The sequence below is a fragment of the Paenibacillus nasutitermitis genome, assembly GCF_014641075.1.
In the GTDB taxonomy this organism is placed as follows: domain Bacteria; phylum Bacillota; class Bacilli; order Paenibacillales; family Paenibacillaceae; genus Paenibacillus_Z; species Paenibacillus_Z nasutitermitis.
In genome coordinates this window covers 699168-712508 of the sequence record NZ_BMHP01000003.1, presented here as the reverse complement: position 1 = coordinate 712508, position 13341 = coordinate 699168, and the positions used below count along the sequence as shown (strand labels likewise).

Annotated in this window: 11 protein-coding genes; 6 read left to right on the top strand and 5 right to left on the bottom strand. The window is 42.5% G+C overall.

What is annotated here, in order from left to right; genetic code table 11:
- Positions 1 to 90: 90 nt before the first annotated feature.
- The gene (locus IEY46_RS22170) at positions 91 to 4680 is read left to right on the top strand and encodes a glycosyl hydrolase family 18 protein (protein WP_229750462.1); all 4590 of its coding nucleotides are present in this window, start codon (positions 91 to 93) and stop codon (positions 4678 to 4680) included.
- Positions 4681 to 4825: 145 nt separating this feature from the next.
- Here the strand turns inward: IEY46_RS22170 and IEY46_RS22165 are convergent, their stop codons facing one another.
- Complete coding sequence (locus IEY46_RS22165) at positions 4826 to 5842, bottom strand: YutH/CotS family kinase-like spore coat protein (protein ID WP_188995100.1); 1017 nt, start codon at positions 5840 to 5842, stop codon at positions 4826 to 4828.
- Positions 5832 to 7001: a glycosyltransferase family 4 protein gene (locus IEY46_RS22160; RefSeq protein ID WP_188995098.1), complete on the bottom strand. Its 1170-nt coding sequence runs from the start codon at positions 6999 to 7001 to the stop codon at positions 5832 to 5834. The genes IEY46_RS22165 and IEY46_RS22160 overlap by 11 nt, the downstream gene beginning before the upstream one ends.
- A gap of 344 nt (positions 7002 to 7345) precedes the next feature.
- Between IEY46_RS22160 and IEY46_RS22155 the strand changes: the two genes are divergently transcribed.
- From IEY46_RS22155 to IEY46_RS22140, 4 genes are all read left to right on the top strand, one after another.
- Complete coding sequence (locus IEY46_RS22155) at positions 7346 to 7984, top strand: Hsp33 family molecular chaperone HslO (RefSeq protein ID WP_188995096.1); 639 nt, start codon at positions 7346 to 7348, stop codon at positions 7982 to 7984.
- Between the two features lie 11 nt (positions 7985 to 7995).
- Positions 7996 to 8691 carry a MerR family transcriptional regulator gene (locus tag IEY46_RS22150; RefSeq protein WP_188995094.1) on the top strand — a complete coding sequence of 232 codons (696 nt, stop codon included), beginning with the start codon at positions 7996 to 7998 and terminating at the stop codon, positions 8689 to 8691.
- Positions 8692 to 8780: 89 nt separating this feature from the next.
- The gene (locus IEY46_RS22145; RefSeq protein WP_188995092.1) at positions 8781 to 9350 is read left to right on the top strand and encodes a TetR/AcrR family transcriptional regulator; all 570 of its coding nucleotides are present in this window, start codon (positions 8781 to 8783) and stop codon (positions 9348 to 9350) included.
- 72 nt (positions 9351 to 9422) lie between these two features.
- Positions 9423 to 10244, top strand: a complete 822-nt coding sequence (locus IEY46_RS22140) for an SDR family NAD(P)-dependent oxidoreductase (protein WP_188995090.1) — start codon at positions 9423 to 9425, stop codon at positions 10242 to 10244.
- 98 nt (positions 10245 to 10342) lie between these two features.
- On the opposite strand, the gene IEY46_RS22135 is transcribed toward IEY46_RS22140, so the two are convergent.
- Positions 10343 to 10969, bottom strand: a complete 627-nt coding sequence (locus IEY46_RS22135; protein WP_188995088.1) for a nitroreductase family protein — start codon at positions 10967 to 10969, stop codon at positions 10343 to 10345.
- A gap of 6 nt (positions 10970 to 10975) precedes the next feature.
- Complete coding sequence (locus IEY46_RS22130; RefSeq protein WP_188995086.1) at positions 10976 to 11932, bottom strand: DMT family transporter; 957 nt, start codon at positions 11930 to 11932, stop codon at positions 10976 to 10978.
- A gap of 374 nt (positions 11933 to 12306) precedes the next feature.
- Here IEY46_RS22130 and IEY46_RS22125 point away from each other — a divergent pair, with 374 nt between their 5' ends.
- Positions 12307 to 12651, top strand: a complete 345-nt coding sequence (locus IEY46_RS22125; protein ID WP_229750511.1) for a winged helix-turn-helix transcriptional regulator — start codon at positions 12307 to 12309, stop codon at positions 12649 to 12651.
- A gap of 67 nt (positions 12652 to 12718) precedes the next feature.
- Here IEY46_RS22125 and IEY46_RS22120 read toward each other — a convergent pair whose 3' ends face one another.
- A complete protein-coding gene (locus IEY46_RS22120; protein ID WP_188995084.1) occupies positions 12719 to 13279 on the bottom strand; it encodes an NAD(P)H-dependent oxidoreductase in 561 nt (186 codons plus the stop codon).
- Between the last annotated feature and the right edge of the window lie 62 nt (positions 13280 to 13341).

The window sequence follows — 13341 nt, the reverse complement described above, 5'->3', positions numbered from 1 at the left end:
CTTTTACCCAAGTCATCAAATATAGTCCCGTTAAGAAATAACCATGTGCCACTGATAGACGAGCTATTGCAATGAAAATATGAGGTAGATGTGAACAAGTTGTACAAACAGCTTAAGAGTAAGTATGTCAATATGTTAGCCGTAATACTTAGCTTTGCTATTATATTTAGCTCATTTGGCTTTCCATTAGTTCCGACAGCATCGGCGGCTGACCCGTTGCCTGCTCCGCAGAATGTAAAGATTACTGGTGTTACACATAAATCAGTAACGTTGGCATGGGATGCGGTAGAAGGAGTTGACAGTAATTCTGGATATCAGGTGTGGTATTCGAACGGAGGTTGGGCTGCTTGGACTGGTAGTCCTACAGTAACCGTTTCAGGTCTGAATCCCAACACGTCCTATTCTTTCTATGTAACAGCTATTACTGCAGCGAACGATAGAAGTGTTTTAGTAACGGCAAAAACGGATGAGATAGACCCCAATGCGTATCCCGAACCCCCATTAACTCCTCCGCATAATCTTGTAATTAGTGACATTACAAAATCAGAAGTGAAATTGAGCTGGACGGGCAGTCCTGGAGCAGCTGGTTATGATATGTATGTGAATAATAGTTGGAGTGCTGGGATTTGGAACGGATCAAATACTTATACTTACCCGGTTCCACAAACGGTTACTGGTTCCGTCTATTTTGAGGTTGCAGCACAGATCACGCCGTCGGATGTATCGGCTAGAAGTAATAGAGTCACGATTGAATGGGGGAAATTATCCAAACCCAAAGATCTAAAGATCGTGAGTTCAACAAGATCGTCCGTGGCACTAGGATGGGCTCCTACACCAGGTGCAACCGAATATGATATTTATAAAGGCGATTCGGTAATCGCTTCAACGTATTCTAATCGGTATGTTGAGAGAGCACTTACGGAAGGCGAGTCCTATGACTTCAAGGTAGTCGCTAAGAACAAGCTATGGGAATCTCCCGCAAGTGATGTTGTCACAGCTGTACCAGGAAGTAATTATAATATTGTTACTTACTATACCTCGTGGGCTAGAAATCCGAGTGAGAGAAACTATTCGTTAACGGATGTTGACACAGACATTGGTGCATCGAAACTTACACACATCAATTATGCTTTTGCAGACCTGTGCTGGAAGGAATCGGGATCTAGAGGTAGAGTGTGTGAGAATCCAGATATTCCTTTGCAAGATAGATACGTATTTGATGGGGAAATGGTACTCGGGGACCCAACAGAAGATGAAATTAATATTCGTGATCTTCAAGCGCTTAAAACTGCTAATCCAAATCTGAATCTAATGATTTCTGTTGGGGGAAGGAGTTGGTCGAAGAACTTCTCTAATATGGCGAATACGGAAGTAAATAGACGTTTATTTGCTAATTCAGCCGTTGAATTTCTGCGTAAGTATAGATTCGATGGTCTTGATATCGACTGGGAGTATCCTGTAGCGGGTGGGGATATCGATAATTCGAGAAGGCCAGAAGACAAACAGAATTACACATTGTTAATGAAGACTGTGCGTGAGGCCCTTGATGCAGCAGGTTCAAAGGATGGCAAGTATTATTTACTGACGATCGCTTCTTATCAGGGTCAATCCTTTGTAGACAATGCAGACTTGGCTAATTCTTCGCAGTACATCGATTTCATTAATATTATGACTTATGATTATAGCGGTAACTGGAATACATCTGGTTATCATAACACACCATTATTTTATGATCCGGCTAGTCCTTCGGCTAGTGCGAAGCATAACAACGTCAATAGTTCAGTTGCAGGACATTTGAATGGTGGCGTTCCTAATCATAAATTAGTATTGGGAGTACCCTTCTACGGTAACGGATGGACAGGCTGTGATACGAAGGGAGAATACGTCCCATGTGAAAAGTTTGCTGAATTCGGTACTTGGGAGAATGGGAAATTCGATATTTATGATTTAGAGAATAATTATCTTACAAACACGGATTATGTTCGTTATTGGAATGAATCAGCCAAAATACCTTACTTGTATAACCAACAAACGGGCACTTTTATTTCCTATGATGATACCGAGTCTATGATGTATAAAGCATCCCTAGTGAAGACACTTGATCTTGCAGGTATGATGAGCTGGGATATTACTGGGGATCGTAATGGAACATTGTCCACACAACTTGCAAATGATCTTCCTATTCATGGAGTTGTTAATGCTAATACTCTTGCAGCTCCTCAAAAGGTAACTTCTATTAGCACAACAGATACTACGTTGAGTGTAGGATGGGATGCTGTTACAGGGGCTACTGGTTATGATGTATTTGCCAATAAGGTATGGCAGGGCTATACCACAGCAACGGAGTTTGTTATAGCGAATCTTTCTCCTAATAGCGAGTATATGGTAGAGGTTATTGCTCTTGAGAAGGATGGAGCTCTCTTGAAGAGAGTATCTGCAATGAGTAAGCCGCTAAAAGAGATTACGAATGGGAATGTTCCAAGCATCGATCTTCAGCCTGTTGATCATTCTGTTGATGTAGGAGATAGCGTCACGTTGCACGTAGGGGCATCAACTAGTGACAGTGGAACGCTGAGCTATCAATGGTACAGCAGTGAAACGGGCAGTAGCTATACAGCGATCAGCGACGCAACTAGCGCATCGTATGAAGCGCCTACGACTACGGTTGGAACGACGTACTATTACGTCGTCGTAACCAATACAAATGGGAACAAGACGTCTCAGGCAACAAGCTTTGTAGCCATGGTAGAAGTGACCGCTCTCTACTCCGTCTCATTCAAAGACTGGGATAATACAACGCTGAAAACAGATCCAGTAAATCACGGCAGTGACGCAATAGCCCCAGCAGATCCAACCCGAGTGGGCTACACGTTCACAGGCTGGGATGCAGCATTCACGAATGTTACGGGCGACATGACGATCACGGCACAATATGTAGTGAATAAATATACCCTTAGCTTCGAAAGCAATGGAGGCAGCGAGGTAGATGATATCGAGGCAAACTATGACTCGGTACTAGTCGAACCAGCAGCACCAATAAAAACCGGACATCGCTTCGAGGGTTGGTATAAGGAAGCAGCATTAACGAATAAATGGAGCTTTGCAACCGACAAGATGCCAGAGGGTGGCACGAAACTGTATGCCAATTGGACTTCAGTATATAGTGTTGCCTATGACGGTAATGGCAGTACTGCTGGTAGTGTACCGATTGATAACACGGAGTACAAGACTAATGAAGTGGTTACAGTAATGGATAATATCAATTCATTAGCAAAGTCTGGTTACAGTTTCGCTGGCTGGAGCACGCAACCATCTGGTAATGGCACGAACTATGCTGCGTCAACCACTTTTGCAATAAGTACGGATGTTATTTTATATGCCAACTGGATTGCCATTCCATATAACCCTAGTACACCGAATACAACAGATACTGGCATGAATATACTGATTAATGGTGAGTTAGTTAGAATTGGAACAGTAATCACATCAAAGGTGAACAATAAGTTAGTGACTACCATTACATTGGATCAAAAAAAGTTAGAAGAGAGACTTAAGAATGCGGGTTCAGGAGCAGTAATTACGCTTCCAGCTTCAGTTAAATCCGATGCTTATATTTTTGAGCTTAGCATGCAAATGGTCAATCTTCTGCAAGATAGTCTAGCAACTATCGTTATTCAAACAGACAATGCCAGCTATTCGTTACCTGCAATGCAAATAAACATACAGCAAGTAGCGGCGCAATTTGGTGAAGATACTAACGTTCTTGACATAAGACTGCAAATTGAAGTCGCAGAGTCAACGGTAGAAGCATTGGAAACTGTGAAATATTTAGCATCTCAAGGGAATTACACCATCCTCGTTCCACCAATTAGTTTCACAGTAAGAGCGATTTACGGCGACAAATGGATTGAACGATCTAAGTTTAATATCTATGTAGAACGGTTGATTGCTCTACCTGATGGTACAGACCCGAATAAAGTAACGACAGGAGTAGTTGTGGAGCAAGACGGAACTGTTCGTCATGTGCCTACCAAAGTCATATTACGCAATGGGAAGTATTACGCGCTAATCAATAGCATGTCGAATAGCACATATTCCGTTATATGGCATCCGCTCGAATTTGTAGATGTTAGTCAACATTGGGCTAAAGCCGCAATAAAAGATATGGGATCGAGAATGGTTATTAGTGGTATTGGTAATAACATGTTCAATCCCGATCAAGACATTACTCGCGCGGAGTTCGCTGCAGTTATCGTTCGTGGTCTAGGGCTGCCATTGGAAAGCGGAGCAACTAGCTTCAAAGACCTGAAGGAATCTGATTGGTATAGCAGTGCAGTTCAAACTGCATACTCCAATGGGTTGATCAATGGATACAGTGATGGAACGTTCCGCCCTAAGGAGAAGATTACCAGGGAACAAGCTATGTTAATTATTGCTAATGCAATGAAGCTTACTGGCTTGAAAGCTAAACTTTCAGATGCCTTGACTGATACAATTCTTAATCCATTCAAGGACGCTTCTGATGTTTCAGAATGGGCAAAGAGCAGCGTTGCTGACAATATTCAGTCGGAGATCGTATCAGGAAAAAATGATGCTCGACTAGTACCGAAGTCTAATATTACGAGAGCAGAAGTTGCTGTTATGATTCAGAGATTATTGCAGAAATCAGATTTGATCTAATCGGTTAACAAGGGAATGAGTTTGGTGAAAACCGACTCATTCCCTTTTCAATACTCCCAGCTTTGGCGCTATAAGATATTGTCCGGCCCTGTTCAGTTTTAGATTGTTATGAGCTGTTTAGCGCAGCAGGTTCAATGGCTTGGCTCTATCGCTTTATCCCCGCGTAAGCATCGAGTTTCCTTAGGAACGCAGCCCTCTGCCGTTCGTGGGATAGAATTCGCGGGAAATCAAGTTCGACCTTGCGCTTCACTTTCGCTGTTCTCTTGTCATAATTATCAATGAGCCTGCATATGCCCCGGGGGAATCGAAGGAGCAGCTTCAACATGTCGTAGTCCTCTCGCTTCAGCTTGAAGATAGTCTGATAGCCATCCAAAAAGGATTGGGCGACGGAGAAGCTCCAGTTGTGGCACTGACAAAAGTTATATATAGCACGATTTAAATCATAAGCACGCAGATCCAGTCTCAACGTCTCAAAATCGATCAAACTGTTGCCTTTTCCCGTTCTGATCACATTGGTTGGTCCGAAGTCTCCGTGGCATAAAGTTGGCCTCGTTTTTCGACATATCAAACGGTAGCTGCCCACTCGTAACTCCCGCATAGAAGTTTGCGCCATATTCAATAGTTCGCTACCATGCTTTTGGAGCAAGCGATCAAGCGGACTCTTAAATCCGTTTCTTCTTGCCTTACGGATGTTGACGAGCAGCTTCCTCTGTTCAATGCGAAGTAAGCTGGGCCATGATCCCAGCATATTTTGCTTTCCGAGAGCTGGAATGCTAATCTGAGCACCCTTCTTATGAAACTTAGCAAGCAAAATGCCGTATTCTCTCATTTGCTTCTTCGAGGCCGATGAGGACCAGTGACCTTTCAGCCAGGGGGTAAGAATAAAAGTTGTTCTTTCTTGTTTTAACTTGGCAAACAAACGTTTGCCTGATCTTTCGCGAGGGTTGCGCCAGCCGAGCTGAATCGATCCCTTACTCTGCATCCGCTGCAGCGTCTTGTCAATCCAACGGAGCTGATGGGGAGGATTCGGCATTCTCTTTAAACAATAATTTGCTCCGCCCGCAGCCGTTATTCGATAAACCCCTTTATTTATAACCTTCGTTCGTTTCGCTCGAATGCCGAATTTCAGGGAAAGCTGTTCGATTTTTGGATTAGTGCGCACGGTTGATCCAGCCTCCTTTATTGGAGGTGTTACTACCCTGAAGTTGCCGGAATAGCTGTTTGTATCGGCTGGCAGCCTTCGGCCATTGATAACGGGACGCTAGCCGGCTGCCAGCGGCAACCCGCTTGTCAGTGAGCTGTTTGTTGCTCCACATTACTTTAATGGATGCGGCAATTGCTGTACTGTTCGCTTTGGGTATCGTTTGGGCTACGCTGCTGTTCACAAAATCGGCAAGTCCTCCAGCCCGGGTCGATACCAACGGAATTCCGCTGGCCAACGCCTCAAGCGCGACCAACCCGAATGATTCCTGGGAACTGGGCATCACCACTGCACCATAAGTAGCATACATTTTCTGTACCTGTCTTTGACTGCGAAACCCGAGCCAACGCACCTCGGACGATATGCCGAGCTTTCTGGCAAGAGCCTTCAGTTGGTATACATAACGCCTAGATCCTGTTCCGACCAAATCCAGCCAAACTTTATTTCCATCTCGTTTCAATTTTGAAATAGCGTTCAGAAGAGGTTCTATTCCTTTTAATGGAACGAGCCTGCCAACGTATAAAAGGTGTCGCCGTGAGGCGCGTTTCTTTGATTTGTGCAAGATTATGCCATGGTTGACGATAGCAGTTTTTCCGGCGAAGCGGGGATACAGCTTCTTCAGCTTGTCGAGTTCCGACCGGCTTGGGATGGTGATCTTACTTGTCCTCCTAAACAGCAAGGCCTGTTGATCAATCCTCATCTGTTTCTTCTTGCTTCCAGGGCCTTTTTCTCGAGCAACCAGAGAGTGACTAGTATAAATAACCGGAATCTGATGTTTCGATTTATAATGTTTCGATAAATTGGCGAATTGCAGGCTGTGTACGTGAATTCCGTTTGGTTTCGGGTAGCCTTGATGCTTAATCCATCGCTCTATGGCCGCGGGATTAAACTGCCGTGTCTTCATTGAGTAGTAGGGTGCTCTTGTGGGGAAGCGTACGATACACAGGCGCTCGCTTTTCGTAATACTGATTGAGGAATTACTGCTCTGGCTCAGGACGGTCGTATGAACGCCGCTACGCACATATGCCTTTGTCAAATTAGTAACTGCTGTCCCTAATCCCCCAATAATATAAGGCTCGTATTCATTCGTAAGAATCCACAGTCGTCGGGGTTGTCTCAAGATGATTCCTCCGTTATTAAATTAGGTCTTCTCCGTTTTATTTCTCCGTGTGATCATAACTGCCACCATAAAATAGAATATGTTGCGTAGAGATTCTTGCTTGGGTAGAAGACCAAAGGGGGAAATTACTGTAGCAGTACAGGAAGTCGCCTCACACATTTAACATTGTATTCTCCAACAGTGATTTCAGGTCAGAAGAGTTGTCCTTAAAAATTTCGCCCCATAGATGTTACGGGGAACTCAAGCTTTTTGAACCTTAAAAAGAGAAAAATTTCTTAATATCAAAAAGGACTTGTGTATCACGTAACGTGATAAAGTAATATTAATTTAAGAGGTGATAAAAAATGAATAATATGATAAAAATGCTTTCAGCAAACAAAGACTTTAGAATGGTTATTACGGATACACATCAAATTTCAGAAAAAGCATTAAGTGAATTTACAGGGACCTATAGGATACGCAAGTTTTTGGAGCAGATCATTACAAATTGTACGCTATTATCTGCCATAAATGATTTTAATGCAAAAATAAGTTTTTCTTTTCGTCTTTCTCAAGGAGTCTCTGTTTTTTGTCAAATTACAGATTCAAAATTTAGTATTGAATATAATAATAAACTCAATGAATTTGATGGGACTGTAACTGATTTATTTGATAATAAATCTGTCGTGTCAATAACAACAGGGAATTGGGAAACAGGATTACACACAGGGACAGTTGAGGCGTATATGGATAGTGTCGTTATGCTATTTTCTCATTTCACAGTACAGAGCGAACAACTTCCAAGTCAATTTATAATGGCAGGGGATAATTCTACAAGGGGGCTTTTGATGCAACCCTTACCATTTGCTAATGAAAAGTTAATTTCTAAAAGTGCTTATGAATTGGTGTATCTATCAAAGGAGTTAGAACAAATGAATTGGGATAATGTTGAAAATATCTATAGTCATCTGGCAAATGTAATATCAGAAAACAAGATAGAATAGAGTGTATACCTATGGAACAATATATAAAAATTAAAGAGCTTTCTGAATTGACCGGTGTAAGTGTACGGACATTACAATACTATGATGAAATAAACCTACTCACCCCAGCATATATCAATGAGTATGGTCATCGATTTTATAATTCCAATTCTTTTTCAAAAATTTTCGTGATCATTTCACTTAAAAATATGGGGATGAATTTAAATAACATTAATCAGTATATAAATAATAATGATTTTGATATTCGGCTTTTTATTAAAGAAGAAAAACGTAGGACTGAGACAGCAATTACAGATTTACAATTACGTTTAATACGATTGTCCAGTCTTGATGAGCAGGTAGACGAAAAACAGGATATAACTCCTTATATTCTTCCGTTTTTTTCACAAATAACAAATGATACTAAAATTTCGAAATTACAGATTGAAAACTTGGCACAGAAAAAAGATGCGGATTTTAACTTCAATTTAAAAGGATGGAATACGTTTATAAAAGACTTGAATTTTTGTTTAGAGCATAAATTGTCTTCAAAAGACAAGAGATCAATTAAATGTATAGAATATTGGAAGGAGAACATTATTGAGGCAAATCAAGTATCCGATGATACAATAAAATTTGCAGAAGAATTGTATCAAAAAAATCCCACAAATACTTTTGGAATTACAGAGGATAATTATAAATATTTAGTCGGATTAATTAATGAATAAGGGGGTTTAACCGCATTGACTCGAGTCAATGAATTTGATATATTCATATTTGAAGCAACCAGATGGTTTACATAAGGAGGTTAACATACATGGCCCGAAAGACGAAGCCACCAGATGAGAGGCGCGCTGAAATTATTCAGACAGCCAAGGAATTGTTTGAGGAGAAGGGTTATGAAGGAACACAAATTAGTGATATTACGAATAAAATGGGTGTAGCACATGGGCTTGTGTATCACTACGTGAAATCAAAATCAGAATTGCTCGATGCCGTAGTTGAAGAGTGGGCTAAAGAGATATTGGCAGATTTAATGGTACTGATGAAAGACAACGCAATCAGCGCAGCGGATCGATTAGAAAAAATGTTCCTATTTACAAGCAATATGCTAAAAAAAGATGCTTCTTTAATTACAACCATACATCAGCACGAGAATAAGGAGATTCACAAGCGAATTGGCAGCACAGGAATAAAAATGATTCTCCCTATATTCAAAGAATTAATTGGAATTGGAAATGCGGACGGTTCTTTCAACTGCTCGTATCCTGAGGAAACGGCGAAATTCTGTTTATTCGGCTGGCAGTCGGTTGATTCAAGCATGTCCGATGAAGAAAGAGTAGAGAAGCTAAAGTATTTTTATAAACGCATGTTAGGCATCGATTAACAGCTTCCTCGAAAGCTGTATTATTTTTATATTAAATTGACTGATGTCAGTCAATATAGGGGAGTGTATATTGTGAATCATTTTAAGAATAAAGTTGCCATTATAACTGGTGGAGGCGCTGGCATCGGAAGAGAGCTTTGTTGCCAATTATCTAAATTGGGAACGACCGTTGTTGTAGCAGACATTCGTGAAGATCACGCTAAAATGACTGCTGATCAGATTATGAATAGCGGTGGAACCGCAAACTATATGCGTGTTGATGTTGCTAGCGAAACCGATATTCAACAGCTAATTGATAATACCGTATTACAATATGGCAGGATTGACTATATGTTTAATAACGCCGGTATTGCGATTGGCGGTGATGTCAGAGATTTGACCCTGGCGCAGTGGAAAAAAGTTATGGATATCAACTTGAATGGTGTCCTTTATGGGTCGACGATAGCCTATCGGGTGATGGCCAAACAAGGATTTGGACATATCATCAATACAGCCTCTGCCACAGGATTAATGCCGCAGCCTGGCAACACGCCATATTGTGCAAGTAAACACGCAGTCGTCGGTCTTTCACAATCGTTGAGGTATGAGGGAGTTGATGTTGGGGTCAAGGTTAGTACGATCTGTCCCGGACATGTTCAAACCGACATTTATAAGAATATGACGGTTGCCAATGTAGCGAATGAAAAAATAGTGGAATCACTGCCCAAAGGGGCAATGAATCCAAGCAAGGCCGTTGATATTATATTAGAGGGCATTATCAAAAATAAAGCTGTCATTATTTTCCCGGCTTCCGTTCGGTGGGCATGGCGTATTTATCGTCTCTTCCCAAGATTGTTAGATCAAGCCTGGTTACAAAAAATTAGAAGTATTCGGAAGCTTAAAGATGGGTCTTGAAACCGTTCGCGATAATGGGCGCGCTTGAAGGCAAGCGTTCGAAACGAATGGACGGCTTTTACTTTCACGCTGGCGGCGTAAAGCTGATGAGGGGGGCATTAGAAACCGTTCCAGACAATCTTCTTATCTACCGGAATTCGTGAGGTTGGACGACTGGGTCCTGCCGCCTTGCCAATCGCGATTAGCATAATAGGGATATATCGGCCAGGGACGCTGAACGCTTCCATAAAGGTATCGACGTTGAATCCACCCATCGGGCATGAATCAAGCCCTTTTGCCTTCGCAGCGAGCATGAGCTGCATCGCGGCGAGCGATGCGTTCTTAATCGCTTCTTCACGCGCATAGGCAGGTATGTCTGAGTATGCTGCGTTAATCTGGCTGATCAAGCTTGACTTGATATCTTCCGTCATTAGCCCCGCTTCTACATCCGATTCAAAGACGTCCACGGCATTCAGATTGGCCTCAAGGTCGCCAAGTATAGCTACGACGACAGAGGCCTCGACGATTTGCTGTTGTCCGTAAGCGATAGGCAGCAGCTTCTCTTTAGCATATTGATCATGGATGGAGATATACTTCCAATGTTGAAGATTCCAGGCTGACGGCGCACAGCTCGCGATCTCAAGCAGCTCTTCGATCTCTTGTTTGCTCAGTTCGTGCGAAGAGTCATATTGCTTGACCGAGTGACGTTCTCGAGCGATGGTACAAAAATAGGTTGTTGATGACATTTATATTCAGCTCCTTGAACTATTTACTTCCGTTAATTTATTGCGGCTCTCCGATGTTTTTTTTCGGCCTAGTCTATTCGTACCGATAACCCCAGCTATAATCATAATCGAGCCAATCAGGTGATAGATTGTCACTTCTTCCCCCAGAAACACCGCCCCGGCTGTCATGGAGACGATGGTAGAGAGATTGGCAAATACGCTCATTTTAGATGCTTCCATTTTGGACAGGATGTAGTTGGCCATTAATGCCGTAAATAGTGAGGATACAACCCCCAGGAAGAGAATGGATACGATAAAGATGCCGCTGGTGAATGGAGAAAATAAGTGATGAAGTGTGCCTTTGGACGCATGGCTAGTAAACGTAGTGATCAGAAAAAAGATGAACCCGATGCCCATCATCAAATAAGTAATTTCCGCTGGTCTGAACTGCTTGGATAGCGAGCGGGCCAGAACGGTATATCCGGCAAAAGTGACACAGGTCAGCAATAACAACGAGATCCCTGTCAGGTTCGATAGATCGATGCTGCTGCCTTTCATGACGAAGATAAACACGACGCCGAGTACCGACAGAAAGATCGACAGCTTCTGTAAAATGGTAGTGACCTCTTTCAGAAACAGGGAGGCGAACATCAGGGTAACGACTGGGGTGAACGCATACAGAATGCCCCCTTCCGCCGAGCTGGCATGCTGAAGCCCAAACGCTTGAAGCAGGAAGAATGCAAGTGGGTACAGTGTTGCCATCAGCAGTACTTTGTAGATCGGCTTGCCGCGGTAGGAAAGCTTAACCCAGCCGAAAGCCACCGGAACGGACATGACCAGAAACGATATGGCAAAGCGAAAGGCCAGCGTGTCGAGTGGGTCGGCATAATCGAGTACGAGCTTGGCAAACAAAAATGACAATCCGATAATGACCGCGTTAAGCACGGCAATGAAATAGGGAAGCCTTATTTCCTTTTGACTCATGTTGCATCATCCTCTCCAACTAACGGCAGCGTGTTCGCGAACGTATTAAACCGTTAATTTGAAGATATGATAAAACGATAAGTGGAACAACGTCATTTTTCTCCAACTGTATCGATACAGTTGGTCTGGAGTGAATGGGAGGGCATACCTGTCTATGGCCTCGCTCGTACGGCAGCCTCGGGCGTTGGTTTGTTTCGCTGTGTCTTGGTAGCAATCCTTATTGATCGGATGATATAGTCAGAATAATGTCATGTGGAAAGGGGCTATACAACGTGTTGAGTCATGAGGCATACCGGCGAATGGAAGCAACGGATTGTGAAGAAGCCCTGCAAGCTGGTATGCCTCTAAAACTTAAGAAATGGAGAGTGAATGCATTGCGTGATACCTGTGTTCCAAGCGGAGTACGACTAAAAGACACCGGCTTCGGATATACGTTGTCCATAGTAGGCGGCAAATATAAAATGATTATTATGTATTGGCTATCAGAAAATAAAGTTATGCGGTTTAACGAACTAAAGCGATCTATCGGTTCAATCACCTTTAAAACACTCAGTATTATGTTGAAAGAGATGGAGGCGGATGGAATTATTATACGCGAGGAGTTTCCGCAAGTACCTCCAAAGGTGGAGTACTCCTTATCTGAACGTGGTTTAACCCTCATGCCGCTTCTGAGTATGATGTGCGAGTGGGGGGAGCAAAACATGGCGCCAAAGGGCTAGTACAGCAATAGGATTGCCATCTCCCGAAGAAGGAAATACTTCTTTATTTCCAGGTGTTAAACGCAGCTTACATATTATCGATAAAATGTAAATAATCCTGAGCGCTATTTATCAATTGGCTAACAGATTGTTCGCTTTCCGATCCCGGCACGTTTTCGCCTGCTTCGTCTTCCTTCCCGTAAACAGCAAAGAGCGAACGGAAATTTGCTTTACAGTATTGAAAGGTCGTCTCGAAAGAAACCAACATTTGCTCAAGTGTATATCGATATCTCCCTTGTTCGCTATAGTTTTCTTTTTTGATTCCTGCCGAAACGCCAAGTGCAACTTTGCGGTTCTTTAATGCGTGGCCTGTGGAGCCATATGCCCAACCATATGACAATACATCGTCAAGCCATTTTTTTAGGAGCGGTGGACAATTAAACCAATGAATAGGGAACTGAAAAACAAGGTTGCCATGTGATTCTACTAATCTTTGTTCTTGTTCTACGTCAATATTTCCATCGGGGTAAACCTTATGCAATTCATGAACCGTATACTTTTCCGGATATTTTTGCAATTCCTCTACCCACCGTTTGTTTATTACAGACGTTTCCAAGTTAGGGTGTGCCACGATAACAAGAGTTTTCATATGAATTTTCCTCCTTCTTGATTATTTTGAGTATAAAAAAAACAGTACAATAATGTAAGTAC